The organism is Brenneria uluponensis, from assembly GCF_032395385.1.
GTDB lineage: Bacteria > Pseudomonadota > Gammaproteobacteria > Enterobacterales > Enterobacteriaceae > Prodigiosinella > Prodigiosinella aquatilis.
In genome coordinates this window covers 2,033,857-2,060,224 of record NZ_CP135917.1, presented here as the reverse complement: position 1 = coordinate 2,060,224, position 26,368 = coordinate 2,033,857, and the positions used below count along the sequence as shown (strand labels likewise).

Below are 26,368 nucleotides of genomic sequence, written 5' to 3'. Positions count from 1 at the left end.
GTTAACTAAAAATAGTAGATTGGTGACAATAAAAACCCAATCGGGAATTTTCTTAACGAGAGTGCGCAAAAAGACGGGATATTCTGCTGCCCAGAGAAGAGTATCAATAATGTAGCTGGCCTGCGAATGCAGACCAGGAGGGACAAACGATCAATGCAGCTTCAGACGCGGACGGATCACTCGGTTGATACCACCTACCAACATCATCAATCCCGTTTTAATATATCCATGTAGTGCTATCTGATGCATACGATACAAGGAAATATAAACGATACGGGCGATTCGGCCTTCAATCATCACCGATCCTCGCATCAGGTTGCCCATCAGACTACCAACCGTGCTGAATTTAGACAGCGAAACCAGTGAGCCGTGATCCTTGTATATATAAGGTTTCAGTGACTGACCATTCAGTAGCGCAAGAATATTGCTATAGCAGTGTGACGCCATCTGGTGCGCGGCCTGAGCACGCGGTGGCACAACGCCTCCAGTTGGCTGCGGACAGGAAGCGCAGTCACCAAGGGCAAAAATATCAGGATCACGGGTTGTCTGTAACGTTGCCCCAACCACCAACTGATTGATACGGTTGGTTTCCAAACCCGCAATGTCCTTTATCGCGTCGGGTGCTTTAATACCCGCCGCCCAAACCATCAGATCGGCATTGATAAATTCACCATCCCGGGTATTCAATCCGTCCGATTGCGCACTGGTCACCATGGTTTTGGTCAATACCCGGACACCAATATTGGTTAACTCCTGATGCGCGGCGGCAGAGATTCGTGCTGGCAGCGCCGGCAGAATACGTTCACCCGCTTCTACCAGCGTCACGTTCAGCGCTTGATTATCTAATCCGTCAAATCCGTAACTATGTAGTTGTTTAACCGCATTGTACAGTTCAGCAGACAGCTCAACCCCAGTAGCGCCACCACCAACAATAGCGATATTCACCCGATCCTTCTCGCCATGGTGGGCTGTAAATTTCAGGAACAGATTCAGCATTTCATTGTGAAACCGGTGTGCTTGCCTGGGGTTATCCAAGAAAATGCAGTGATCTTTAACGCCAGAAGTACCGAAATCATTCGATATACTACCCAACGCCATCACCAGAATGTCATATGGCAAGGTACGCTCCACTACCAGCAGTTCACTCTGTTCGTTACGGATTTCCGCCAGTTGAACCACTTTTTTTTCACGATTAATATCCGTCAAGGTACCCAACTGGAATCGGAAATGGTGATGGCGGGCATGCGCCAGATAGCTCAACGCATCCATATTATCATCCAGTGAACCGGTAGCGACTTCATGCAATAACGGCTTCCAGAGATGGCTATGGTTGCGATCAATCAACGTGATTTCAGCGTTGCCCTTGCGTCCCAGTTTATGACCCAAACTGGTTGCCAGTTCCAGTCCGCCCGCACCGCCGCCGACAATCACGATTTTTTTGATTGGCATTGATGTCAAAATAACCCCCTGAGAAAATAATGAACCAATAGTTAATAATAAGTTAAATAGAGAATAACCTTATATTACATAGTGTTATACTTAAATTAAATCGAGTAATTTTCATCAGAATAGCATGCGTGGTCATTTGGTCACACCAAAATTGATATATATCAATTTATTTTAGTTACATAGGCCACGAAGCCGCTATTTTAACCTATTGTTCAATAGGTTAGCGTGGGTTTGTTCATTTAGAAAAGGGCATCAGGCCCGTATCATGCTGAGCCTGATGAGGTAAAGAAAAAAGAAATTTGGAAGGAATTATCCCAGCGTTTTAAACGCTTTTATTCTCTGCAAATGCGGTGAGATATTCTTGAATTTATGGGTTTCAGTTTCATCCCAAATAATTTCGTAGTAGTTATCCAGCACTTGGGCAGTATGTTGGCTATCAAGAACTTCATCATGACGGGACAACATTACCAGACAACGATCACGATTTTTTTCACGAAAGTTATCCACGCATTTGGTGGCTATATCCACATACTCTTCGGGACGATCAATTTTCCCTAGCATGTTTTCCTGTGGAAACAGATTAGGATTGAAGATAGCCTGTCGAATATCACACAGAAAACCAATACGCTCTGCCCAAAACCCCCCCAGCCCGACACCACAGATAAGTGGACGATCATCAGCACTAAACTGCAACAGTTTGTCCACTTCTTTCAGTAAGTGTTGCATATCATGACGGGGGTGTAATGTGCTGTAGCTAACCAGACGAACATCGTCGTCAATGAACTGCAACTGCAGAACTTTTTCATGGTTACCGGGACTGCTTGAATCAAAACCGTGTAAGTAGATAATCATCTGTATCCTCACCGCTGCATTTACTGACACACCAGGTTATTACCTAATAGAATAGGTGTTTATAGCTTATCCGTCTTGTACGTCTGCCATTGTTCATTCAACGCAATCAACGCTTGATTGGCCTGTTTCCAACGCGATGAGTCTAGCAACTGCTGACGGGTAAAGGTTACCCGATGATAAAGATTGCTTATTCCTGCCGCCATAACCGGAGACAAATTATCCAGTACACTAACGGCGCCCTTACGTTGGTTACACACCAGAATCATATCACACCCGGCATCCAGCGCCGCCTGCGCACGCTCCGTATAACTTCCCAACACAGCCGCCCCTTCCATTGAGAGATCATCAGAAAATATGACGCCGCCAAAACCCAGCTCCTGACGGAGTACCTGTTTTAACCAGTAAGGAGAACCACTGGCAGGATGCGGATCAGCCTGAGTATAAATCACATGGGCAGGCATGACGGCATCTAACTGCTGACGTGAAATCAACTCACGAAACATCCACATGTCGCACGTACGAATTTGATCTAGCGGACGGTCGTCTCGAGGGGTTTCCTTATGCGAATCAGCAATAACAGCACCATGTCCGGGGAAATGCTTGCCCGTAACTTTCATTCCCGCGCTGTGCATACCATCAATAAATCGGCCCGCCACGGCCAATGCAATTTCCGGTTGGTCATGGAATGAACGCTCGCCAATCGCGGTACACTGATGACCCACGTCCAATACCGGGGCAAAACTGATATCGATATCCATTGACACCAGTTCCGCCGCCATCAGCCACCCTGCCTCTTCCGCCAACTGCTGGGCACGGTGCAGATCGTTGAGTGCCGCAAATGCCTGTGCTGCTGGCAACGTGGTGAAACCTTCACGAAACCGTTGCACCCGGCCACCTTCCTGATCCACCGCTATCACTCGCCGCGTCCCAGAAACCTGGCGGATTTGCCGCACCAGTTCTCGCAACTGTGCGACATCATGAAAATTTCGGCTGAATAGAATCACGCCACCGACCAACGGATGTTGTAAAACTTCACGATCTTCAGCATTCAGCTCATAGCTGGCAACATCTAACATTAACGGCCCCACAAAAACCCCTTTATTTATCCGCTCGGTATGGTATAGGTCACGGCTCCTGCCGTTTCAAGGTGTTATTCCCAATCTCAGCCGCATCGCGTCAGCAGCCTGCAAAAATGATTTCTGGTGTGTTTGTTGCCAGCGCACTTCGTACCACATCAGTATCATGAAGTCGACCCAGGGCAACCACTGGTAAACCCGATGCCCGAGCACATCAGGGCATAATCCCGGCCACTGATGACAATACGCGTCCAGAAAACGTTGTTGTGATGCCTCGTTCAGATCATTGGCGCGAAATAGCCCAGCCACTTCCAGCGCAATATCACCATCAGCGGCATACTCCCAGTCAATAAACCACCACTGATCCTGTTTTTGCAGCAGATTGCCAGCATGTATATCGAGATGCAGAGGTGCGAAGATACCACCTTCAGGAAGGCGACGATGTTGAAACATCTGATGTCGTTTTAATAATGCCGGCGAACGACGACCAGGGTCCATCAACTGCCAGTGGCGGGCAAACCGTGTTTTCAGATCAAGCAGAAAACCATAGCCAGGTTGCTGATGCAAACGCGCCAGACTGACAGCCAGACTGCCATCATTAACTGCATCAATGAATGCCTCCTGTGTGGCGATATGGCCGGATAACCACTCAATAATCAGCCATCCTTGCTGCCAACATAGCGGTCGGGGCGACAATCCATGCGCCGCCATCTGACGCAATACCACAAACTCACGCTGACGATCAGTACCAATCTGTAATCCCGCCAATAACTGGGGACGCGCCAGCCAATCACCTTGCGACGTGCAAATCCGCCAGTTTTCCGAACTCAGCCCGCGGATCGGCACCAAATGAAAACCGGTGGTTATCACCGTCGGGATAACCTGACGGATGAGTGCCACCAACTCATTTTTACTGGCGTACCGTGCCACTGCCGGACCAGACGATTTCACCGGTTCGTACCAGCATCAGTTGCATATCCAGATTGGGCGAATTCACATCACCACTGACATCGCTGTACAGTGCATATTGTGCGCCAATGTAACGCGCCAGACCAATGGCTTTGGTCCGTGATCCCAGGCTATCCTCCGCAGAAATTCCCAACGTTTGTCGGGCAACGGCTAATTGTTCCCGTGACACCACCGTAAACACCGTGTTGGCTGCCAGTGCATGATAGATAGACGTGGTGGCGTTGACTGTTTGCAGCGCACCGTTGGTGTTATTTTTCATGTTATCCACCAACAGAATACTGCCCTTGTTGATGCCGCTCGTCTTGAGCATCTGATCAATCAGCGGTGTTATGCTCGCGTCCCAGTCAAATGTCTGAAGTTTAGGCGGTACAGGTAGGGGCTCACTTTGTGGCGGCAATGTTGGTTTTTCCGGTTGTACCGGCTCAATGCTGGCAGGCGGTTGTCCAGACTCGGGTGGACGGTTGGAACACCCAGCCAGTACCAGCGCCAACAGCAATAGTCCTAGATATTTTTTCATATTTATCCTCGTAACACGCCGTACCGAAAGCGCTGAAAACGTGCCTGTCTCACATCTCAGCTACTGTGCATTGAAAAATGTTCTGCATGTTGTCAGAAAAATGACACCGTCACCGGACAGGGTATCAATGGATCTGCACATAACAGGCATAAATTAAATAGCCAGCAAAGGCCCCAGCGCACATCCGCCAAGAAGATGCATATGTACGTGATAAACTTCCTGTCCGCCATGACGATTGCAATTAATAATCAAGCGGTAACCATCATCAGCAATCCCTTCCTGCTGCGCAATTTTTCCGGCAACCGTAATCATGCGACCTAAAGCGGCTTCATGCTCGGCGGTGGTGTCGTTAACGGTTGGAATCAACACATTCGGAACAATCAGAATATGGGTAGGTGTACGTGGTGCGATGTCACGGAAAGCAGTGACCAATTCATCCTGGTAGACCACATCGGCAGGAATCTCCCGGCGGATAATTTTACTAAAAATAGTTTCTTCAGCCATGATATATATCCTTTAAAAATCGACACTGGTTAGCAGTGTGCTGGCAGTATGCGTGTTGAATCTGGTTATTTTCAACTTTCTTTGTCGCTTTAAGCAAACTAGTCCTATGGTTATACAGAAAATGCTGTAGCGGACATTCCCAGTTGACGTCCGGCAGCGACAATTCTCTGCCATTCCTGATCTGCAACCGTTACACCGACCTCGGTACGCTGTTGCCGCGTCTGTATCTCCGGCTCACCCGCAATCAATATTGGTGTGTTCGGATCCGTGGCTTTTGAGGAACGGACATACTCCAGCATGTCATCATATTCTCGTTGCAGCCACTCCATGGCAACCAACTGAGAAGGATCGATCACAATGGTCGTCATGTTGTTCACAATCGCTCCCTGGCGTTGGTTGTTTGGCTGAACCGTTCCCCCACCAGACAAAATACCGGCCAGCAACTCTGCCGCCAGTATCAGTCCACCGCCTTTATGCAGGGCAATCGGCCTCAGCGCGCCGGTACTTTCGCCCTCCCACATAACACGGGGATCGTTGGTCGGATGCCCTTTCTGGTCCAGCATGACATCGTCATCAAATGTTTTGCCAGCCAGATAAGCCACTCGTGTTTTCCCCAACGCGACCATGCTGGTAGCAAAATCAAGAATAAACGCTGGGTGCTCGTGAGTGCCAGGGAAAGCGATACAAATCGGATTGGTTCCGAAACGCGCTTCGCTGCCACCAAAAGGTGCAACCAACGGCGGCAGGTCATTAACGTTAACAAAGTGGATGGCTATCATGCCAGCCTCGGCCGCCATTTCTCCATACGTTCCAATTCGGCCAAGATGGCACGTCGATGATAATGTCATCAGGCAGACACCGGTTGTTTTTACTCGCTCAATAGCAGCTTGCATCGCCTCTTTTCCGGTACGCTGACCGAAGCCACGATCACCGGCAAACTGTAGCACAGCACCAGCATCACGTAATAAACGCGCAGGTGTATTCGGGTGCATCAAGCCCTGGGCAATAAAGCTGACATAGTCCGGTAACATGCCGACACCATGGCTATCGTGCCCTTTCAGGTTGGCGGCCACCAGATGATCGGACACACATAACGCTTCATCTTCCTCACATCCTGCCTTTCGTAACAATTCACGCGAAATCTGTATTAACTGGTCGGCTGAAATCTGCATCACTCTTCCCTTCAAAGTATGGTTAATCATGTTGCTACCGGTTGTCCTTTTATCCTACTGCTGAAATCCTCTGAGAGGGAATCGATTATCGGTTTCATGTCCAGACTGTTTTTTACGCATGAAAAAGGGCGCTTTCGCGCCCTGAGTTTGATGACAACGTCTATATAGCGGCGATAATGAGAAGATCGTAAAGGCGCTGCAAGTACCTCCCTGTAAGCTCAAGCCGCGCCATCCCTGGCGCGGATGCTTTACTCCTCTTCCTCATTATCACCGTTCTGACGCTATATCTAAGTTTGTCAACGGTCTGAGGGCGCTTTCGCGCCCTTCTTTCAATAGCAACCCACTACCTGCTTAGTGATTGCGGATATAGTCATCCATATCGGTTTTAAGGTTATCAGACTTGGTACCAAATATAGCCTGGACACCAGAGCCGGCAACCACAACACCGGCCGCACCCAATTGTTTCAGACTAGCCTGATCCACCTTGGCAACATCGCTTACGCTGACACGCAAACGAGTAATACAAGCGTCCAGATTAGTGATATTTTCTTTACCACCGAATGCCGATACCAACGAAGCCGCCATTTCGGTGCTGTTCTGTGAGAGCTGCTCGATAGTGGAATCTTCACGACCAGGTGTTTTCAAGTCCAGTTTAACAATCAGCACACGGAAAATAGTGTAATAAACGAGCGCATAACCAAGGCCCACAATCGGGAACAACCACAGTCTGCTACCGTGGCCACTTAATACGATGAAGTCGATCAGACCATGGGAGAAACTGGTGCCATCTCGCATACCCAGCAGGATACAGATCGGGAATGCCAGACCTGCCAGAATAGCGTGAATTACATAAAGAATTGGCGCCACAAATAGGAAAGAGAACTCAATCGGCTCAGTGATCCCTGTCAGGAAAGAGGTCAATGCCGCTGAGATCATAATCCCACCGACTTTAGCGCGGTTTTCCGGTTTGGCTGTATGCCAAATGGCAATAGCCGCAGCCGGCAGACCGTACATTTTAAACAGGAAACCGCCAGACAGTTTGCCAGCAGTCGGGTCACCCGCCATGTAACGAGGAATATCGCCATGAAATACCTGACCCGCCGCATTGGTGAACTCACCAATCTGCATCTGGAAAGGTACATTCCAGATATGGTGTAAACCAAACGGTACCAGGCTACGTTCGACAAGACCGTAGATAAAGAAGGCTACTACCGGGTTCTGATAAGCCGCCCACTGAGAGAAAGTCTGGATAACGCTTCCCACTGGTGGCCAGATGAAAGACAGAACCAGACCTGTGATAATGGCAGCCAGTCCGGAAATAATCGGTACAAACCGTTTACCAGCGAAGAACCCCAGATACTCCGGCAACTGAATGCGGTAGAAACGATTAAACATATACGCCGCAATGGCGCCTGCAATAATCCCCCCCAGAACCCCAGTATCGGCCAAATGCTTGGCAGCGATTTCTGTCGCTGGCAAATGCAGAACCAATGGTGCCACAACGGCCATGGTTTTGACCATGATGCCATAGGCAACCACTGAAGCCAGTGCTGAAACACCGTCGTTATTGGTGAAGCCCAGCGCGACACCAATAGCAAAAATCAGTGGCATATTGGCAAATACCGAATCACCGGCTTGTGCCATGACACTAGAGACAACCGCAGGTAACCAGCTAAAATTGGCCGATCCGACGCCCAGCAGAATACCTGCAATAGGCAGTACAGATACCGGCAGCATGAGCGACTTACCTACTTTTTGCAGGTTTGCAAATGCGTTTTTAAACATAATTGAGAGTGCTCCTGAGTATATAGTGCTAGTACTTTTATTTTTGATATGGCATTGAAGGTGGGGATAACATTCTTCCCAGTGTTGGGTGTCTTAGCACCCTCATAATTTTTACGCAGAGTAAAATAAATGCCGTGTTCAATGTTTGATAACAGTCACGTTTTAATGTACGGATAGACAGCATCCATACTGAAAGTCTCGTTATTTGTGATCAATCACTAAAAAAAGCCACAACCCGGCCCAGATACAAGCCGAGTTAGGCTTATGTTCTCGTTCATTAATTACGAAGCGAAAAAAAACTCGGCTATTCTCATCCACTATTCAGTGGCGGTCAACCGTGCTGAATCAATATGAAATAGCTGTGAAAAGTTATGGGTTGTAGTCATTGCCAACGTTTCCAGACTGACGCCTTTAAGGACGGACAAATATTCAGCGACGTCACGGACATAGGCAGGCTGATTTTCTTTGCCCCGATAGGGCACCGGTGCTAGCCACGGTGAATCAGTTTCAATCAACATTCTGTCCAGCGGTATATATCGAGCAACCTCGCGTAACTCTTCTGCATTACGAAACGTGACAATACCTGAAAAAGAGATATAGAACCCCATATCCAGCAGTTTCCTTGCTGTCGGCAGATCTTCTGTAAAACAGTGTAATACGCCGCCACAGGCTTCTACGTTTTCTTCTTCCAGAATCGTCAACGTGTCTTCTCGGGCCGAACGGGTATGCACAATGACCGGTTTGTTTAACTCGCGGCCAATGCGGATATGCTCCCGAAAAGACGCTTGTTGCTGCACTTTGGTTTCCTGCTGATAATAATAATCCAGGCCGGTTTCCCCCATTGCCACCACCACAGGAGAAGAAGCCAATTCGCGCAGTTCAGCATAATCATAAGGCGCATCCTGATTAAGCGGATGTACTCCACAGGAAAAAGCGACATTTTCTCTTTCACCGATAAGCTCAGCCATCGCGCGAAAACCCGTCAATGTGGTTGCAACAGCCAACACAAACCCAACATCCCGGCATTGCGCTTTTTCAAGCACATCGGTGACATTTTTATGCAAAGACTGGTAATCCAGTCCGTCAAGATGGCAGTGAGAATCAACTAACAACATATAGCTATCCAGTAGTAATCAGACAGAAAATGGATGGGATGGCAAAAGCGTTGCTACCGACAGATTTTGTTCCCAGTTCAGCAGCCGTTCTGTTAACAATAACTCGCGGTTCACACCGGTTATGACGCGCAACTGATGACGGCATTGTAACCATTGACGCAGTTCATGGTGTAGTCGATCACTGTCCAGCGTGTTCGCCAATTGTTGCACCAGATGAAGCTGATCCTGATTAACCAGATACTCCTCTGCCCCATGCTGACACTTTATGGCATCAAGTAACAATGCAGACAACCAGTGAATTCGATCATCAACATCTTCGTGATTCAACGGAGTAACTAATGGCAAAAAGTTCCGCTGTATCAGACAATCAGACAACGTCAGGCACAGTGTTTGCCGTGGTTTCCAATGTTCAGGCTGCAACAGCTTGGCGGCAGCCAGCGGTGCACCGGCATATAATCTCAGCGCCGTCAGTGTCGCCTGACTGTCCATCGGATAGTGACTACTCAGCCATTGCACGCTATACGCTTCATCCGGCACATCAAGATAGTGGTATAAACAACGGCTGCGAAAGGTGGCCAACAAGCGAGAAGGCTCTCTGCATCCCAGTAAGAAATAGGTCTCCATCGGTGGCTCTTCAAGCGTTTTCAGCAAAGCATTGGCCGCAGCTTCGGTTAATGACTCTGCCAGCGGTAACCAAATCAGTTTCACCCCCCCCTGACGGGCATGCTGATATATTGTCTCCAGCACGTCACGTACTGCATCGACACCCAGACTCTGCTTTCCTTTTTCAGGACGGAGCACATGCCAATCAGGATGCGTACCAGCACTCATCAACTGGCAAGAATGGCATTTCCCGCAACTTTTGATCCCCTCTCGATGCTGACACAATAGCCAGCGACCTAACGCATACACCAGCGAGGCATCGCCCATGCCAGTCAATGCGTGAATCAGCAATGCATGGTGCCCACGTCCTGACTGATACTGCCCAAGCAGTTGACGATAAGCGGTATTAAGCCACGGATACCATTCCATCAGTCTTGTACCTCACCAGAGATTCCCGACTGCCGTAACCACTGCGACAAGACATTGCTAATATTGTTGCCAACTTCGTCAATGGATTGGGACGCGTCAATCGTAATGATACTGTCATCCTGAGCGGCCAATTCCTGGTATCGCGTCCGAGTTCGTTCAAAAAATGCTAGTGACTCCTGTTCGATACGATCCAGTTCACCGCGTTGACGAGCACGCTGAAGGCCCATTGCTGGTGGTAAATCGAGATATAATGTCAAATCAGGACGAAAGTCGCCCAGCACCGTATCACGTAGCGATAGTAATAACTGGGGATCAATACCCCGCCCGCCGCCTTGATAAGCCTGAGAAGAGAGGTCGTGACGATCACCAATTACCCAGATTCCACGAGCCAATGCGGGTTTTATCACATTATCAACTAACTGTACCCGCGCAGCATAAAGCATCAGCAGTTCGGCTTTATCCGTTACCTTCTCACCATCAATCCCTTGCTTAATCAGATCACGCAGTTTTTCTGCCAATGGTGTGCCCCCCGGTTCACGGGTAAACATCACATCCTGAATACCAAACCGGCGCAATGTATCAACTATTACATTTCTAGCACTGGTTTTCCCTGCTCCCTCAAGGCCTTCAATGACAATGAATTTACTGTTCATTATTTTCCTTCGCTGGCCAAAACTGAACGGTACTGCTGAACAGCTCGGTTATGCTCCACCAGGTTGGTGGTAAATGTATGCCCACCTTTACCCGTCGCCACAAAGTAGAAGTAATTTGTTTTGGCAGGATGTGCGGCAGCTTCCAGGGATGCCTTGCCAGGCATCGCAATCGGTGTCGGCGGCAAACCGATAATAATATAAGTATTGTATGGGGTTGGCGTATCAAGCGCTTTGCGCGTAATGACACCATCGTAACTGTCCCCCATACCATAGATAACCGAAGGGTCTGTCTGCAGGCGCATCCCTACCCGTAAACGGTTAATAAAAACCGAGGCGACCAGTGCCCGCTCTTCATTCACCGCCGTTTCTTTCTCGATAATCGACGCCATGGTCAGCAATTCATCCGGTGTTTTATAGGGCAACCCTTCCTGACGTCCCTGCCAAATATTACTGAGTGTTTTTTCCATACGCTGATGTGCGCGCAACAACAGCGATTTGTCGGTCGTACCTGCGGTGTACAGATAAGTATCGGGATAAAACCAGCCTTCTGGGTTAGGTTTATCCTTGATATTCAATGTATCGGCAATATCCTGAACACTTTCATCGCTCAGAGTATGTTTAATATAAGGGGCCTGTTTCAATATCTCCAGCCAGTCTTTCAGGCGGGAACCTTCAATAAAACGAATAGGAAATTGAGCTTCTTTACCACTGGCCAGTAAGGCCAGCATTTCACGGACAGTCATGCCAGGAATAAATCGATAACTGCCGGCTTTGAAGTTCGCCAATTCAGGTTCTATCCGTAATAACCAGGGAAACCATGCGCTCTTCTTCATCACCTGCTTTTCAATCAACAATGTTTCCAGCGCTTCCCGGCCAGTTCCTGTTGGAAGCGTGAAAATGATATCCTGCTTGATCAATAGTGGCGATAGTGCAAAACGCTGTACCTGTTTCCAAAAAACGACTGCGCCAATAATCAGAAAGGTTACGATCAAAAGACCAATTTTGGTTCTCTGCATAAAAATCATGACTCATGGTTAGGGCTCAGAAAATCGTAAAGCTTTCTTGAGCGATAACACCAGGTATTCACCTGATTTACGGGAATTATTGGCATTAATGCATTACAAACTATCAGTTCTTCCGCATCCGCCAATGTCTCCAGCGGCGCATTTACAATCTGCAACCGGAAATCTGACACTGCCAACTGCGCAATAATATGCTGTCGCGCCACGCCATCCACGCCAGCTTGCGATACATCTGGCGTATATACCACGTTTCCCTTGCGCCAGAATAAATTAGCCGCACAGCATTCCACCACCCAACCAGCGGTGTCAAGCACCAAGGCCTCATCAGCACTGGTCTGTTCAAGATGCATACGGATGAATATCTGTTCAAGCCGATTCAGATGCTTTATCCCGGCCAACAATGTGCTTCTGGCTAATCTTACCGGACTAACCGCCAGGCTAATGCCTTCGCTTCGCCAACGTGTATAATGTTCAGGATAATCAGACTGCATAACAATACGCGTGGATCCTTGGCAACCACCAGGGCTGTATCCTCGCCCACCCTGCCCTCGGGTGATGATAACCTTCACAATACCATCTTGATATCCACGAGCAGCCTGATGCATTTCGGCCTCAAGTTTTTTCCACTCCACGGTGGGTAACATCAATTTTTCTGCCGCCTGCTGTAAACGTTGCAGATGACGCTCAAACCATACAATACGATCATTCACCACTCTTGCTGTGGTAAAGCAGCCATCACCAAACTGGGTACCACGATCCAATGCCGACAGTTGTTGTTCCTGTTCGCCATTAATCCAGAGCATAGTATTTACTCCCTCTTGACCAAATCAGCTTGTCAGTGCATGCCATCATTCACAAGTAGTCGCTATCTGATTTTATATAGATCCAAAAAAAAACCCGGTAAAACCGGGTTTTCTACTAAAACATCATATTAGATTTTACGGAATACCAGTGAGCCGTTAGTACCACCAAATCCAAAGGAATTACACAAAGTGTATTCTACGTTGGCTACCTGACGTGCTTCATGAGGAATAAAGTCAAGATCGCATCCCTCATCAGGGTTATCCAGATTAATCGTCGGTGGTACAGCCTGATCACGCAGTGCAAGAATACTGAAGATAGACTCAATAGCACCTGCCGCACCTAACAGATGACCGGTCATGGATTTTGTTGAACTAATCAGCACACGGGAAGCATCTGCCCCAAAGACGGATTTGACAGCTTGCGTTTCCGCTTTGTCGCCCACAGATGTCGAGGTTCCATGCGCATTGATATATCCCACCTGAGAGGTGCTAACTCCGGCATCACGTAGCGCATTTACCATTGCCAATGCAGCTCCAGCACCATCTTCCGGTGGTGAAGTCATATGGTAAGCATCGCTGCTCATACCAAAACCCACTATTTCTGCATAAATTTTGGCTCCGCGCTTTTTAGCATGCTCATACTCTTCGAGTACCATAATACCGGCGCCATCACCCAGAACAAAACCATCACGGTCTTTATCCCAGGGCCGACTGGCAGCCTGCGGATTATCGTTACGAGTCGACAATGCACGGGCAGCGCCAAAACCGCCGACACCCAATGGCGTACTGGCTTTTTCAGCCCCACCAGCCAACATCACGTCCGCATCATCATAAGCAATAATGCGTGCAGCATGGCCAATATTATGCACACCAGATGTGCACGCTGTAGCAATAGAAATACTTGGCCCGCGCAGACCATACATAATAGTCAGATGCCCAGCGACCATATTAACAATGGTAGACGGGACAAAAAACGGACTGATTTTACGTGGCCCGCCATGAACCAGGGAGTTATGGTTTTCTTCAATAAGTCCTAGGCCACCAATACCAGAACCAATTGCAGCCCCAATACGGGGAGCATTGGTTTCCGTAACCTCAAGACCAGAATCCTGCATGGCTTGAATACCGGCCACAATTCCGTATTGAATAAAAGAATCCATCTTGCGTGCTTCTTTACGCGAGATAAATTCCTCACAGTTAAAGTCCTTTACTAAGCCAGCAAAACGCGTTGCATAGGCACTAGTATCGAAATGGTCAATCAGGTTGATACCACTCTGACCGGCAAGCAAAGTATTCCAGCTTGACTCTACTGTATTGCCGACAGGAGATAACATGCCCAGACCAGTCACAACTACTCGACGCTTAGACACGCTGAACCTCCAGGGAGGGAAAAATGATACAGGGGTGCAAAAAAAGAAACTTAGGCGGTCGAATGACCGCCTAGATATGTTCGATTACTGCTGATTAGCCTGAATGAAATCAATGGCTGCCTGAACAGTTGTGATCTTTTCAGCTTCTTCATCTGGAATTTCAGTATCAAACTCTTCTTCCAGTGCCATTACCAGCTCAACAGTGTCAAGAGAATCAGCGCCGAGGTCATCTACGAAAGAAGCATTATTTACCACTTCTTCCGCTTTAACACCAAGCTGCTCAACGATGATTTTCTTAACGCGTTCTTCGATAGTGCTCATACTCTTAAATTTCCTATCAAAACTCGCTTTCGCGATGGTTTTCGTAGTGTATAAAATGTTGAAAAAGATGCAACAAAATCAAGACTGGTCGAACCAAGATTTTGTGCTTTTTTGCGGTTTTCGCCGCAAATTAACGCAAATTACGGTCGTACTCATTAGATCATATACATGCCGCCGTTGACATGCAATGTTTCGCCGGTAATGTAACCCGCCTCATCAGAGGCTAAAAACGCAACAGCACTAGCGATTTCTTTCGCATCACCCAGACGGTTGGCAGGAACATCCGCCAAAATGCCTGCACGTTGTTCATCTGTCAATGCCCGTGTCATGTCAGTTTCAATAAATCCTGGAGCAACAACATTCACCGTGATACCACGAGAGGCGACTTCACATGCCAGAGATTTGCTAAACCCGATCAATCCAGCCTTGGCAGCCGCATAGTTAGCCTGCCCAGGATTTCCGCTGGAACCAACAACAGAACCGATGGTTATAATACGACCAAAACGTTTTTTCATCATGGTACGCAATACGGCCTTGGATAGGCGGAATACTGAACTTAAGTTCGTATCCAGCACATCCTGCCATTCATCGTTTTTCATGCGGATCAGCAAATTATCTCGAGTAATACCGGCATTATTGACGAGAATGTCAATATCACCAAATTCCGCATGGATACTTGCCAACACACTCTCAATTGAAGCCGCATCAGCGACATTCAACAGGTAACCTTTTCCCTTTTCTCCCAACCAGGCACTAATATCTGCAGCCCCTTTTTCACTGGTTGCAGTGCCAATAACTTTTGCGCCACGTGCAACCAATACTTCAGCGATGGCCCGTCCAATTCCACGACTGGCTCCGGTAACCAGAGCAATTTTTCCGTCAAAAATCATATTTTCACCGTTTCTATTGTTCAAGTGCCGCTGACAGAGAAGCAGAATCGTTTACTGCTACCGCAGTCAGGGTACTAACGATTCTTTTAGTTAATCCGGTTAAAACTTTACCCGGCCCGACTTCTAGTAATGTTTCCACACCCTGCGAAGCCATGAATTCGACACACTCAGTCCAACGTACCGGATTATGAAGCTGGCGAACCAGCGCGCTGCGTATCGCCTCTGACGAGGTTTCAATGCGTGCATCCACGTTATTCACCACGGGAATATGGGGAGAACAAAACGTGATTATCTCCAATGCATCCGCCAACTTACGGGCAGCAGGTTCCATCAAAGCACAATGCGAAGGAACACTCACGGGTAAAGGTAAAACACGCTTCGCCCCCGCCGCTTTACAAAGGCCCCCGGCACGTTCGACCGCTTCCTTGTTACCAGCAATAACAACCTGACCCGGAGAGTTAAAATTAACCGGCGAAACTACCTGTCCATGCGCAGCCTCAATACAAGCACCAGTAATCAATTCGTTATCCAGACCGATGATGGCATACATAGCACCAGTACCTTCAGGTACAGCTTCCTGCATCAATTTACCGCGTAATTCAACCAAACTGACCGTTTGCTTGAAATCCAATACTCCAGCGCAAACCAGAGCAGAATATTCACCAAGGCTATGACCAGACATCAATGCAGGAATTCTGCCACCTTGCTGTTGCCAAACCCGCCATATAGCAACAGAAGCCGTCAGTAGCGCTGGCTGTGTCTGCCATGTTTTATTCAATTCTTCTGCAGGCCCTTGCTGAACCAGCTGCCAAAGATCATACCCCAAAGCAGCAGATGCCTCGGCAAAGGTTTCTGCTATTTGCGGGAACTTTTCAGCTAATTCAGACAACATACCCATTGATTGGGAACCTTGTCCAGGGAACACCATTGCAAATCGCGTCATATCAAAAATCCTGTTTACTCAAAAACGAACCAATGCCGAACCCCAGGTAAAACCGCCACCAAAGGCTTCCAACAAGACTAATTGTCCGCGTTTGATACGCCCATCACGCACCGCCTCATCCAAAGCGGAAGGAACTGAAGCGGCTGAAGTATTACCATGACGATCCAGAGTCACAACAACCTTATCCATGCTCATACCTAATTTTTTAGCCGTTGCGCTAATGATGCGCAGGTTCGCCTGATGGGGCACTAACCAATCCAGTTCGCTTTTATCGTGATTAGATGCCACCAGCGTTTCTTCAACGATGTGGGCCAATTCTGTCACCGCAACTTTAAAAACCTCATTACCCGCCATTGTCAGGTAAGCGGATTCTTGACCAGTACGCTCCGGATTGGGTAACGTCAGTAACTGACCATAGCGGCCATCTGCATGTAAGTGCGTGGAAATAATGCCTGACTCTTCAGATTTGGTTAACAGCATTGCACCCGCACCGTCACCGAACAGGATCAGTGTGCCACGATCGGTCGGATCCAAAGTACGAGACAATGTATCTGCTCCAATTATCAAAGCATAATCCACTGCACCATTTTTCACATACTGGTCAGCAACACTAAGTGCATAAGTAAAACCAGCACAGGCGGCCGCAAGATCAAAGGCGATAGTATCTTTGATTCCCAGCATTTGCTGGATCTGGCAAGCCGAACTTGGGAAAGCATGACTGGAGGAAGTCGTTGCAACAATCAGCAATCCAACCTTGTTTTTATCCACGTCTGCCATTTCAAGCGCTTTCTGAGCTGCACGACACCCCATTGTTGCAACACTTTCATCAGGTGCCGCAATGCGTCGTTCACGGATACCGGTACGAGTAACAATCCATTCGTCTGACGTATCCACCATTTTTTCTAAATCAGTATTTGTCCTGATTTGTGCGGGCAAATAGCTTCCCGTTCCGATAATTTTTGTATACATGTACGCTTAGTCACTCTTGGGTAATACAGCTTCTAGTCGCGCAGCAATCCGCTCCGGAAGTTGCCTCTGTACCGTCTGCATCGCCTGTTCAATAGCTACCGCAAACGCGTTTTGGTTCGCGGCACCGTGGCTCTTAATTACAGTTCCACGTAATCCTAACAGACATGCGCCATTATAGTGGTCAGGGTTCAGGTGCTTAAAACGCTTCGCAAGTCGTTTTTGCAACCAACGCCCCAAAAATTTCAGCCACCAGGACGGTTTTTGTCTGTGTTCTGAACCCGAAGAAAATTTCAGAAGCGACAAAAACATCCTCACCACACCTTCCAGAGTCTTCAATGCGACATTACCCACAAAGCCGTCACAGACCATCACATCTGTCTTGCCGGTCAGTAATTCATTACCTTCCAAATAGCCAATATAGTTGATCGACGGTGTCATTCTTAACTGCGCGGCAGCTTCTCGGATATTATTAAGGCCTTTGCTCTCTTCTTCACCAATATTCAGAAGTGCTACACGAGGATTTGTCAGTCCCAACACTTCTTCTGCCATGACCGCGCCCATCACGGCAAACTGCACCAACATGGTACTACTACACTCCACATTGGCACCCAAGTCCAAAATGACCGTTTTGCCCTGTCGCTGGTGCGGCAACAAGGTAACCAAGGCAGGGCGCTCAATTCCCTCAAGCGGCTTTAACAGCAATTTTGCCAACCCCATCAATACTCCGGTATTACCAGCACTGACACATGCCTCTGCCCGCCCTTCCTTTATCAACTCCAATGCGACACGCATAGAGGTTCCCCTACTGTTACGGATCGCCTGTGATAGACGAACATCACCAGAGATTACCGATTCAGCGGGTACAACATCCAAGCGGGAAAGTAGAGAGGAATCGACGTTATCAAGTAATGGAATAAGTACAGCAGGATCGCCAACCAATAACAAATGGAGGCTTGGACTGGAAGCCAGTGCCTGCAATGCCGCAGGCACTGTGACGCAAGGGCCAAAATCCCCGCCCATTGCATCCAACGCCAAAGTTAGGCGTGTCAATGTATTTCCTTGCTGAAATTCGCAGGAATTACTTGGCAACGACCTTACGACCGCGGTAGTAGCCATCCGCAGTGACGTGATGACGCAGATGAGTTTCGCCAGAAACTTTATCTACGGAAATTGCAGAAGTGGTCAGCGCATCGTGAGCACGACGCATACCACGCTTGGAACGGCTAGGTTTATTCTGTTGTACGGCCATGGACCTTACTCCTTAATTACTTATGCTTTAAACTGGCTAATACGGCAAATGGATTGGGTTTTTCTGCCTCTTCCGGCAACTTACCAAATATCATATCCGCGTCGGACACTTCACAGTGTTCAGAATCATGCACCGGAGCAATTGGCAAAGACAGAATGATTTCATCTTCAATCATTGCCAATAAATCAACCTCACCGAACTCATTGACTTCGATCGGCTCATATACTTCCGGCAAAGCTTCGGCCTGCTCATCATTGATGATCGGGCTAAAACAGAACGTAGCGTGAACTTGATGCTTGAAAGGCTTGTTACAACGCTGGCAAAGTAATGTCACCGCAACATCAGCGCTTCCATTAATCACAGCCAATCTTTGGTTATCAATACTGAATGACAACACAGCTTCAATATCACTGTCCACACTCACCACTGATTCGGCAACACGCATTACTTGTTCAGCAGTATAGATACCAACATAATCTAAACGCTTTTGAGCAGTGCGAACCGCATCAAGGGTTAAGGGTAATTTTACCTTTTGCATAGGGCGCGCATATTAACGTCGTAACGACATAGAGTCAAAGAAAAAGGTAGTGAAGCAGTTCACTTACCTCTATTCGCTTCCTGAGCGGCGCTCAGTGTAGAATGCCTTTCATCATTACGCTATGGTTTCTAAAAAAATTTATGCATCAAATCGTTCTCGCATCTACTTCTATTTATCGCAAGTCTCTGCTGGAAAAGCTGGATATCCCTTTTATTTGTGCATCACCCAACGTGGATGAAACACCACTCCCCGGGGAAGATGCCACTGCGCTTGTCATACGTCTGGCAGCAGCAAAAGCACAGGCACTGGCTACCCGATATCCCAGACATTTAATCATCGGTGCTGATCAAGTTTGTGTTCTGTCTGGCAAAATCACAGGGAAACCTCATAACAAGGATAATGCTATGCGGCAATTACGTCAGATTAGCGGAAATTGTGTTACTTTTTTTACCGGATTATCACTGTTAAATAGTGGGACACAACATCTTCAATGCATCGCAGAGCCTTTTGACGTGTACTTCCGGCACCTTAGCGACACAGAGATCGAACATTACGTAGATAAAGAACAACCCTGGGATTGCGCTGGCAGTTTCAAAAGTGAAGGGTTGGGGATCACATTATTTGAAAGATTGTCAGGCCGCGATCCCAATACCCTAATTGGGCTACCGTTAATCGCTTTATTGGAAATGCTGCGTAAAGAAGGGGTTCACCCACTCCTGCAATAAACGGCATCAGAAAAAATGCCTGTAACAGCGACAGGCGTTATGCATCATTTTTTAGCCTGTCGCAAGACCCGCAGACAGTGCTGTAGTTCCTTATCCATTGGAGCTTCGAGCCGCAATGTTTCTCCCGTATTAGGATGTTCAAAGCATAGCGCCTGCGCATGAAGAAAGAGCCGTTTTAATCCGGTTTCCGCCAGTTGTCGGTCAAAATCACGATCACCATAACGGTCATCACAAGCGATAGGATGGCCAGCATATTGCGCATGTACCCGAATTTGGTGTGTCCTTCCCGTTACGGGGCTGGCTTTGACCAACGTAGCATGTTCGAACCGCTCTTCGACTTTAAAATGAGTCTCTGATGCTTTTCCTTCACTATTTACCCGGACAATACGTTCTCCGCTTTGAAGAACATTCTTAAATAGTGGTGCCTGCACAGCTTTGCAATGAGATTGCCATTGTCCCCGAACCAGCGCCAGGTAATCCTTCTGCATATTTTTCATCCGTAACTGCTCGTGAAGAGCCCGTAATGCAGAACGTTTCTTGGCCACCAGCAACACACCAGACGTATCCCGATCCAGTCGGTGTACCAGTTCAAGGAAACGTGACTCCGGCCTCAGAGCCCGCAAGGCCTCAATAACGCCGAAGCTGAGGCCACTGCCACCATGTACAGCGGTACCAGAAGGTTTATTCAGCACTAATAGATAGTCGTCCTCATAAATTATGCAATCTGCTAATGCAGAGACTTTATCAAGACTGGCCGAAACAGTGCTCTCAGCCCGTTCTGACTGCCGTACAGGCGGAACACGGATCTCATCGCCATCAAGCAATTTATATTCCGGCTTAACCCTTTTCTTATTCACACGCACTTCACCTTTACGCAAAATGCGATAAATCATGCTTTTTGGCACACCTTTAAGACGAGTGCGCAAAAAATTGTCTATTCGTTGACCTGCCTCTTCAGCAGAAATCGTCAAAAATTGTACTGATGGATTATCTGTTTTCATGAAACGGGATTCTAAAGAGCACAGGTAGATAGCGCCACATCTTTTTCTATGCTTAACTGTCAGTCTGACTTATGAAGATATTGTTAGAGTGGTTTGCCTCGCCGGTACTAGTATCAACTATTGCTAGTTTGGTTAAAAACAGCACGACAAGCTTTATACAGACAGGCAAAGTCACCTTGCTATAAACGTGTCAGCAATGGAATAATGCTTTAGTTTTCCATGCTGATTTCCATTAGAACAAGGGAAATTGCGGAATTATTATATTTGCCTGATTACACATAAACGCAGCAATGGCGTAAGACGTATTGTTTAATCAAGCAGTTAGCGAGCTGCGGTTTGCAGCTTGGCCGGCATATGGAATCAGGTCTGGTAACATACTTTCAGAAGCTGTTCCCGCAGTAAATGCGCTGTAACTCCCGCCAGGATCTACAGGCTACCGAAAAATGCGTCTCTATGCAGTCGACAACCGGGAGGTTGACGTCTCTGCAATAAGCCTCGAGGCCATCGGTTCTCTCCGGTCATGCACCGTATTTATCCGCAGCTCTATCAATAATGTATTGTAAAAATAATGAGTAAGTTACGATGAAAAGAATGTTGATTAACGCAACTCAGCAAGAAGAGTTGCGTGTTGCCTTGGTTGATGGTCAACGCCTCTATGATTTGGACATTGAAAGTCCGGGTCATGAACAAAAGAAAGCAAATATCTACAAAGGTAAAATCACACGCATTGAGCCAAGTCTGGAAGCAGCATTTGTTGATTATGGTGCAGAACGGCATGGCTTCCTCCCACTTAAAGAAATCGCGCGCGAATATTTCCCCAGTAATTACTCTTCTCACGGTCGCCCGAACATCAAAGATGTTTTGCGTGAAGGACAAGAAGTTATCGTTCAGGTCGATAAGGAAGAGCGTGGTAACAAAGGGGCAGCGCTTACAACGTTTATCAGTCTGGCCGGCAGTTATCTGGTGCTAATGCCAAACAATCCAAGAGCCGGTGGAATTTCTCGCCGAATTGAAGGTGATGATCGTACAGAACTGAAAGAAGCACTGGGTTCATTACAGTTACCCGATGGTATGGGGCTTATTGTCCGTACCGCCGGTGTAGGGAAATCGGCTGACTCTCTGCAATGGGATTTGGCTTTCCGCTTAAAGCACTGGGAAGCCATTAAAAAAGCAGCAGAAGGCCGACAGGCACCGTTCCTGATTCACCAGGAAAGCAATGTGATAGTGCGCGCATTTCGTGATTATCTGCGTCAGGATATCGGCGAAATTCTGATCGACAATCCAAAAGTTCTCGAATTAGCCAAAGAACATATTGCTGCATTGGGTCGCCCAGATTTCAGTAGTAAAATCAAGCTGTACAGCGGTGAGATTCCACTGTTCAGCCATTATCAGATCGAGTCTCAAATTGAATCGGCCTTCCAGCGCGAAGTCCGACTGCCTTCCGGTGGCTCTATCGTTATCGACAGCACGGAAGCATTGACAGCTATAGATATCAACTCAGCACGGGCTACCCGTGGAGGGGATATCGAAGAGACGGCATTTAACACCAATCTTGAAGCCGCAGATGAAATTGCACGGCAACTGCGTCTGCGCGACCTCGGTGGCCTGATTGTCATTGATTATATTGATATGACCCCAGTACGCCATCAGCGAGAAGTTGAAAACCGTCTGCGTGATGCTGTTCGTCAGGATCGTGCCCGTATCCAGATTGGGCGGATTTCACGCTTTGGCCTGTTAGAAATGTCTCGTCAACGTCTCAGCCCTTCGTTGGGTGAATCCAGCCATCACGTATGTCCACGTTGTAGCGGAATGGGAACTATCCGGGATAATGAATCCCTGTCATTGTCCATCTTGCGTTTGATTGAAGAAGAGGCGCTGAAGGAGAATACCCAAGAGGTTCACGCCATTGTTCCGGTACCTATCGCCTCTTACCTGCTGAACGAAAAACGTGATGCCGTAAACGCAGTTGAAAAACGACAAGGCGGTGTACGAGCAATTATCGTTCCGCACGATGGTATGGAAACGCCACATTATTCTGTCGTCCGCGTTCGCAAAGGCGAAGAGAAGCCGACGCTCAGCTACCTGCTTCCCCAATTGCTGGAAGCTGAAACTCAGCAGGCACTGGAAGAACAACAGCCTATTGAACGGAAAATACCGGAACAACCCGCACTGGCAACCTTTACCATGCCGGACATTCCACTTTCTGAGAAAAAAGTGCCAGCTGTCTCCCCCTCCCCGGCGACATCATCTGAAACCAACTCAGCACCTACTGAACCTGGTTTATTCGGTCGGCTGTTTGGTGCATTGAAAGGCATTTTCGCCTCTCCGGCTACCGAGACGGATAAGAAAGAAGACACCGTACCCGTTGTTACTGAAGAACCACGCCAGGAGCGTCGGAATAACAGCCGTCGCCAGTCCAGCAATCGCCGTGACAGAACTCCCCGCGAGAACAGAGAACCGCGTGAAGATCAGCGCCGGAATAAGCGCGCACAGAACGTCGTATCCGATGATGATCAAAACCAAAGTAGTACTGCTGCTGCCGCAACGACTGAAAAAGCACCTCATGATGAACAGCGTCGCGAACAACGAGCAGATCGTCAGAAACGTCGACAGGAAGAAAAACGGCCGACACAACCAGAAGTCAAAGCGCTCGATACCACTGTCGAGAGTGCAGAAGAGACCTCCCCGTCGGCGGAACAGGATAAGCCAGCTCCGGTAATGCAACGTCGTCAGCGTCGTCAGTTAACGCAAAAAGTCCGTGTTCGTGATGTATCTACCACGGATGATGTTGTTGATACGTCAATCGGTATTATTGAGGAAGTTTCTCTGGTGCTGCCCCATCAGGCTGATGTGGAAGAAGCATCGGTTGAAGTTGAAGGTAATTCTAATGGAGTGGAAAACCATCAGATCACAGAAACTAATCGTGGTGGTACCACTGGTGAAAATGGGATGCCACGGCGCTCACGCCGCTCTCCTCGGCATCTACGCGTCAGCGGACAACGCCGTCGTCGCTATCGTGATGAGCGTTATCCGGTCAGTTCCCCTATGCCATTGGCCCAGGCTGCATCTGCACCTGAAATAGCATCAGGGAAAGTCTGGATTAAATATCCTGTAGCACAGCCTCAATTGCCTGAAGTTGATGAGGAACAGATACAGGACGTGATGCCTTCATCTGAATTACCCTTGTTGCCGGTAGCTGCGGCTACAGAAAATACGCTCGCGACTGAAACTGTTGTGACGGAAACATCCCACGACATGCCACCAGAAGTTAAGTCTGTAGCCACTGACGCTGAGGTAGATACGATAACTGCACCAGAAGAAGCAGTTACCGCACAATCGCCATCACCGCTGGAAACACATCTCTCACACGATGTATCCCCGGCTCTTGAAACTGACATTAACATTATTGAGGAAGTCGCCGCACTGACTCAAGAGACATCTTCAGATGTTGCTGTTCAGCCAATCGTCGAGGAAATACAGGAAGCGGCGCCGTTATCTCCACAGATAATCGACGTTCAACCTGTTGGTGAGCGACCAGAACCTTATGTCGCAGCACCTCAGTCTGCACCCTCACCCGTCATTGAACAGCATGATGCTGATGATAAGTCACATTATCACCATGCAACTGCACCGATGACAAAAGCACCAGCCCCCTCTTATGTGCCTGACACGCCAAAATTGAGTGACTGGCAGCGCTCAGGCTACCATTTTGATGGTAAAGGAGCAGCAGGCGGCCATGCCGCAGCTAATCAGGCTAGTGTACCAGCGACAAAACCATCATCAACGACTGAAGACTGACCATAAAAAAGCACCACGTAAGTTCATCTCGTGGTGCTCTGTTTTTTTCTCTATGCCCGTCTATGACGGGCTTTTTATGCAATAGATTTCAATAACTTGATGTCCATACCTTCAATTTTACCCTTTAGCTGTGCAACTAACTGTTGGAAATGTGGCGTTTGTTCATGTTCATTCAGCACATCCTGACTTTTCCAACGTTCAAAAAACACAAAAGTACCTGGTTTGTTGATTTCTTCATGTAAATCATACTGTAGATTCCCAGCCTCCTGACGACTAGGGTCAACTACCTGTTTTAGTACTGCCGTGACTTCCTGAATGCATCCAGGTTTGGCCTGCACACTGGCAACAATACGAATTTCCATAACTATCCTCTACTATTTACATAAGTATTTGAATGTTTAACCATAAAACGCTAGTACGGAATTAATTTCAACCGTTTATCAACAAACGGATGCATTGATGGGACTTTCCGCTTATGCTTATTCCCCGCCGTATCAGTTCATTAATTATGATGTTTATTCACTGACCGCCGGAGCGTTATTCATGACCCCCTTGCCAAATGTTCTGAAGATTCGTCGCCCTGACGACTGGCATCTTCACCTACGTGACGATCAGATGCTTAAAGCTGTCCTGCCACACACCAGCCGCTTTTTCGCCCGAGCCATCGTTATGCCAAATCTGACGCCGCCCATAACGACAGTTGCAGGTGCCGTCGCTTACAGACAACGCATTCTAGACGCGCGCCCGGCAGGGGATAATTTTCAGCCGCTGATGACATGCTATCTGACGGACTCTCTTGATAAGGCAGAACTGGAATCAGGTTACGAACGGGGCATATTCACTGCCGCCAAACTCTACCCCGCTCATGCGACAACTAATTCCAGTCATGGCGTGACTGACATCAGGACAATTTATCCCGTACTGGAAATGATGCAAAAGCTAGGCATACCACTGCTGGTTCATGGTGAAGTCACTGACCCTGCGGTAGACATATTTGATCGGGAAGCCCGTTTCATTGAGAGAGTCATGGAGCCGTTACGAAAGCAGTTTCCTGAGTTGAAGGTTGTTTTCGAACACATTACAACACGAGAAGCAGCACAATATGTACAAGAAGGGGATCACTTTCTGGCTGCCACTATTACCCCTCAACATTTAATGTTTAACCGTAACCACATGTTAGTTGGCGGTATTCACCCCCATCTTTATTGCCTACCGATACTAAAACGTAATGTGCATCAACAGGCACTGCGTGATGCAGTTACTAGCGGTTGCAAAAAATTCTTCCTGGGGACCGACTCAGCTCCCCATGCCCGACATTACAAAGAGTCATCCTGTGGATGTGCCGGAGTTTTTAATGCGCAGGCAGCATTAAGTGCTTATGCAACTGTGTTTGAAGAAATGAATGCGCTGGATCAACTAGAAGCCTTCTGTTCACTTAATGGCCCTCATTTTTATGATTTACCGGTAAACGACTCGTTTATTGAACTCCATCGTGAAGCCACCATATTCCCAGAAGAGGTTCAAGCTGGTGACAACGTATTGATCCCATTCCTTGCTGGCCAGACATTAAACTGGTCTATTCGCTGATCGGCTTTCTTCACCCTGCTCCGACAGG

At 47.9% G+C, this 26,368-nt stretch carries 26 protein-coding genes; 3 read left to right on the top strand and 23 right to left on the bottom strand.

The window, feature by feature from the left end:
• Positions 1 to 150: 150 nt before the first annotated feature.
• The 21 genes from RS889_RS09470 to yceD form a co-directional block, all read right to left on the bottom strand.
• The gene (locus RS889_RS09470; protein WP_425475146.1) at positions 151 to 1,449 is read right to left on the bottom strand and encodes an NAD(P)/FAD-dependent oxidoreductase; all 1,299 of its coding nucleotides are present in this window, start codon (positions 1,447 to 1,449) and stop codon (positions 151 to 153) included.
• Between the two features lie 309 nt (positions 1,450 to 1,758).
• Positions 1,759 to 2,301 (bottom strand): alpha/beta hydrolase YcfP, encoded by a 543-nt coding sequence (ycfP, locus tag RS889_RS09465; protein WP_315710424.1) that lies wholly within the window; start codon positions 2,299 to 2,301, stop codon positions 1,759 to 1,761.
• A 59-nt stretch (positions 2,302 to 2,360) separates the two neighbouring features.
• Complete coding sequence (gene nagZ, locus RS889_RS09460) at positions 2,361 to 3,389, bottom strand: beta-N-acetylhexosaminidase (protein WP_315710422.1); 1,029 nt, start codon at positions 3,387 to 3,389, stop codon at positions 2,361 to 2,363.
• Positions 3,390 to 3,443: 54 nt separating this feature from the next.
• A complete protein-coding gene (locus RS889_RS09455; RefSeq protein WP_315710421.1) occupies positions 3,444 to 4,328 on the bottom strand; it encodes a phosphotransferase in 885 nt (294 codons plus the stop codon).
• Positions 4,288 to 4,863, bottom strand: a complete 576-nt coding sequence (lpoB, locus tag RS889_RS09450; protein ID WP_315710420.1) for a penicillin-binding protein activator LpoB — start codon at positions 4,861 to 4,863, stop codon at positions 4,288 to 4,290. The genes RS889_RS09455 and lpoB overlap by 41 nt, the downstream gene beginning before the upstream one ends.
• A gap of 153 nt (positions 4,864 to 5,016) precedes the next feature.
• Positions 5,017 to 5,367 carry a purine nucleoside phosphoramidase gene (gene hinT, locus RS889_RS09445; protein WP_021016368.1) on the bottom strand — a complete coding sequence of 117 codons (351 nt, stop codon included), beginning with the start codon at positions 5,365 to 5,367 and terminating at the stop codon, positions 5,017 to 5,019.
• 110 nt (positions 5,368 to 5,477) lie between these two features.
• Positions 5,478 to 6,539 (bottom strand): malate/lactate/ureidoglycolate dehydrogenase, encoded by a 1,062-nt coding sequence (locus RS889_RS09440; RefSeq protein WP_315710419.1) that lies wholly within the window; start codon positions 6,537 to 6,539, stop codon positions 5,478 to 5,480.
• 351 nt (positions 6,540 to 6,890) lie between these two features.
• Positions 6,891 to 8,324 carry a PTS glucose transporter subunit IIBC gene (gene ptsG, locus RS889_RS09435; protein ID WP_021016370.1) on the bottom strand — a complete coding sequence of 478 codons (1,434 nt, stop codon included), beginning with the start codon at positions 8,322 to 8,324 and terminating at the stop codon, positions 6,891 to 6,893.
• 317 nt (positions 8,325 to 8,641) lie between these two features.
• A complete protein-coding gene (locus RS889_RS09430) occupies positions 8,642 to 9,439 on the bottom strand; it encodes a metal-dependent hydrolase (protein WP_315710417.1) in 798 nt (265 codons plus the stop codon).
• Positions 9,440 to 9,457: 18 nt separating this feature from the next.
• Entirely contained in the window at positions 9,458 to 10,471 is a 1,014-nt protein-coding gene (holB, locus tag RS889_RS09425) for a DNA polymerase III subunit delta' (RefSeq protein ID WP_315710416.1), read from the bottom strand.
• Entirely contained in the window at positions 10,471 to 11,124 is a 654-nt protein-coding gene (gene tmk, locus RS889_RS09420; RefSeq protein WP_021016373.1) for a dTMP kinase, read from the bottom strand. The genes holB and tmk overlap by 1 nt, the downstream gene beginning before the upstream one ends.
• Positions 11,124 to 12,140, bottom strand: coding sequence for an endolytic transglycosylase MltG (gene mltG / locus RS889_RS09415; protein ID WP_315710414.1), 1,017 nt, complete (start codon positions 12,138 to 12,140; stop codon positions 11,124 to 11,126). The genes tmk and mltG overlap by 1 nt, the downstream gene beginning before the upstream one ends.
• A 5-nt stretch (positions 12,141 to 12,145) precedes the next feature.
• Complete coding sequence (gene pabC, locus RS889_RS09410) at positions 12,146 to 12,949, bottom strand: aminodeoxychorismate lyase (RefSeq protein WP_315710412.1); 804 nt, start codon at positions 12,947 to 12,949, stop codon at positions 12,146 to 12,148.
• Positions 12,950 to 13,077: 128 nt separating this feature from the next.
• Positions 13,078 to 14,319 carry a beta-ketoacyl-ACP synthase II gene (gene fabF / locus RS889_RS09405; RefSeq protein ID WP_021016376.1) on the bottom strand — a complete coding sequence of 414 codons (1,242 nt, stop codon included), beginning with the start codon at positions 14,317 to 14,319 and terminating at the stop codon, positions 13,078 to 13,080.
• An 84-nt stretch (positions 14,320 to 14,403) separates the two neighbouring features.
• Positions 14,404 to 14,640: an acyl carrier protein gene (gene acpP / locus RS889_RS09400; RefSeq protein ID WP_016940845.1), complete on the bottom strand. Its 237-nt coding sequence runs from the start codon at positions 14,638 to 14,640 to the stop codon at positions 14,404 to 14,406.
• 155 nt (positions 14,641 to 14,795) lie between these two features.
• Positions 14,796 to 15,530: a 3-oxoacyl-ACP reductase FabG gene (gene fabG, locus RS889_RS09395; protein ID WP_021016377.1), complete on the bottom strand. Its 735-nt coding sequence runs from the start codon at positions 15,528 to 15,530 to the stop codon at positions 14,796 to 14,798.
• 13 nt (positions 15,531 to 15,543) lie between these two features.
• Complete coding sequence (gene fabD, locus RS889_RS09390; RefSeq protein WP_315710411.1) at positions 15,544 to 16,473, bottom strand: ACP S-malonyltransferase; 930 nt, start codon at positions 16,471 to 16,473, stop codon at positions 15,544 to 15,546.
• Positions 16,474 to 16,491: 18 nt separating this feature from the next.
• Positions 16,492 to 17,442 (bottom strand): beta-ketoacyl-ACP synthase III, encoded by a 951-nt coding sequence (locus RS889_RS09385; RefSeq protein WP_315710410.1) that lies wholly within the window; start codon positions 17,440 to 17,442, stop codon positions 16,492 to 16,494.
• Positions 17,443 to 17,448: 6 nt separating this feature from the next.
• Positions 17,449 to 18,492, bottom strand: a complete 1,044-nt coding sequence (plsX, locus tag RS889_RS09380) for a phosphate acyltransferase PlsX (protein WP_021016380.1) — start codon at positions 18,490 to 18,492, stop codon at positions 17,449 to 17,451.
• A gap of 28 nt (positions 18,493 to 18,520) precedes the next feature.
• Positions 18,521 to 18,691, bottom strand: coding sequence for a 50S ribosomal protein L32 (gene rpmF, locus RS889_RS09375; protein ID WP_021016381.1), 171 nt, complete (start codon positions 18,689 to 18,691; stop codon positions 18,521 to 18,523).
• Between the two features lie 16 nt (positions 18,692 to 18,707).
• The gene (yceD, locus tag RS889_RS09370; RefSeq protein ID WP_021016382.1) at positions 18,708 to 19,229 is read right to left on the bottom strand and encodes a 23S rRNA accumulation protein YceD; all 522 of its coding nucleotides are present in this window, start codon (positions 19,227 to 19,229) and stop codon (positions 18,708 to 18,710) included.
• A gap of 140 nt (positions 19,230 to 19,369) precedes the next feature.
• On the opposite strand from yceD, the gene RS889_RS09365 reads away from it, so the two are divergent.
• Positions 19,370 to 19,954 (top strand): Maf family protein, encoded by a 585-nt coding sequence (locus RS889_RS09365; RefSeq protein ID WP_315710408.1) that lies wholly within the window; start codon positions 19,370 to 19,372, stop codon positions 19,952 to 19,954.
• Positions 19,955 to 19,998: 44 nt separating this feature from the next.
• Here RS889_RS09365 and rluC read toward each other — a convergent pair whose 3' ends face one another.
• Entirely contained in the window at positions 19,999 to 20,955 is a 957-nt protein-coding gene (rluC, locus tag RS889_RS09360; protein ID WP_315710406.1) for a 23S rRNA pseudouridine(955/2504/2580) synthase RluC, read from the bottom strand.
• A 582-nt stretch (positions 20,956 to 21,537) separates the two neighbouring features.
• On the opposite strand from rluC, the gene rne reads away from it, so the two are divergent.
• Positions 21,538 to 24,753, top strand: a complete 3,216-nt coding sequence (gene rne / locus RS889_RS09355) for a ribonuclease E (protein ID WP_315710404.1) — start codon at positions 21,538 to 21,540, stop codon at positions 24,751 to 24,753.
• Positions 24,754 to 24,827: 74 nt separating this feature from the next.
• On the opposite strand, the gene RS889_RS09350 is transcribed toward rne, so the two are convergent.
• Positions 24,828 to 25,115 carry a putative quinol monooxygenase gene (locus RS889_RS09350; RefSeq protein ID WP_315710402.1) on the bottom strand — a complete coding sequence of 96 codons (288 nt, stop codon included), beginning with the start codon at positions 25,113 to 25,115 and terminating at the stop codon, positions 24,828 to 24,830.
• Positions 25,116 to 25,296: 181 nt separating this feature from the next.
• Here RS889_RS09350 and pyrC point away from each other — a divergent pair, with 181 nt between their 5' ends.
• Complete coding sequence (pyrC, locus tag RS889_RS09345; protein ID WP_315710966.1) at positions 25,297 to 26,340, top strand: dihydroorotase; 1,044 nt, start codon at positions 25,297 to 25,299, stop codon at positions 26,338 to 26,340.
• Positions 26,341 to 26,368: the final 28 nt, after the last annotated feature.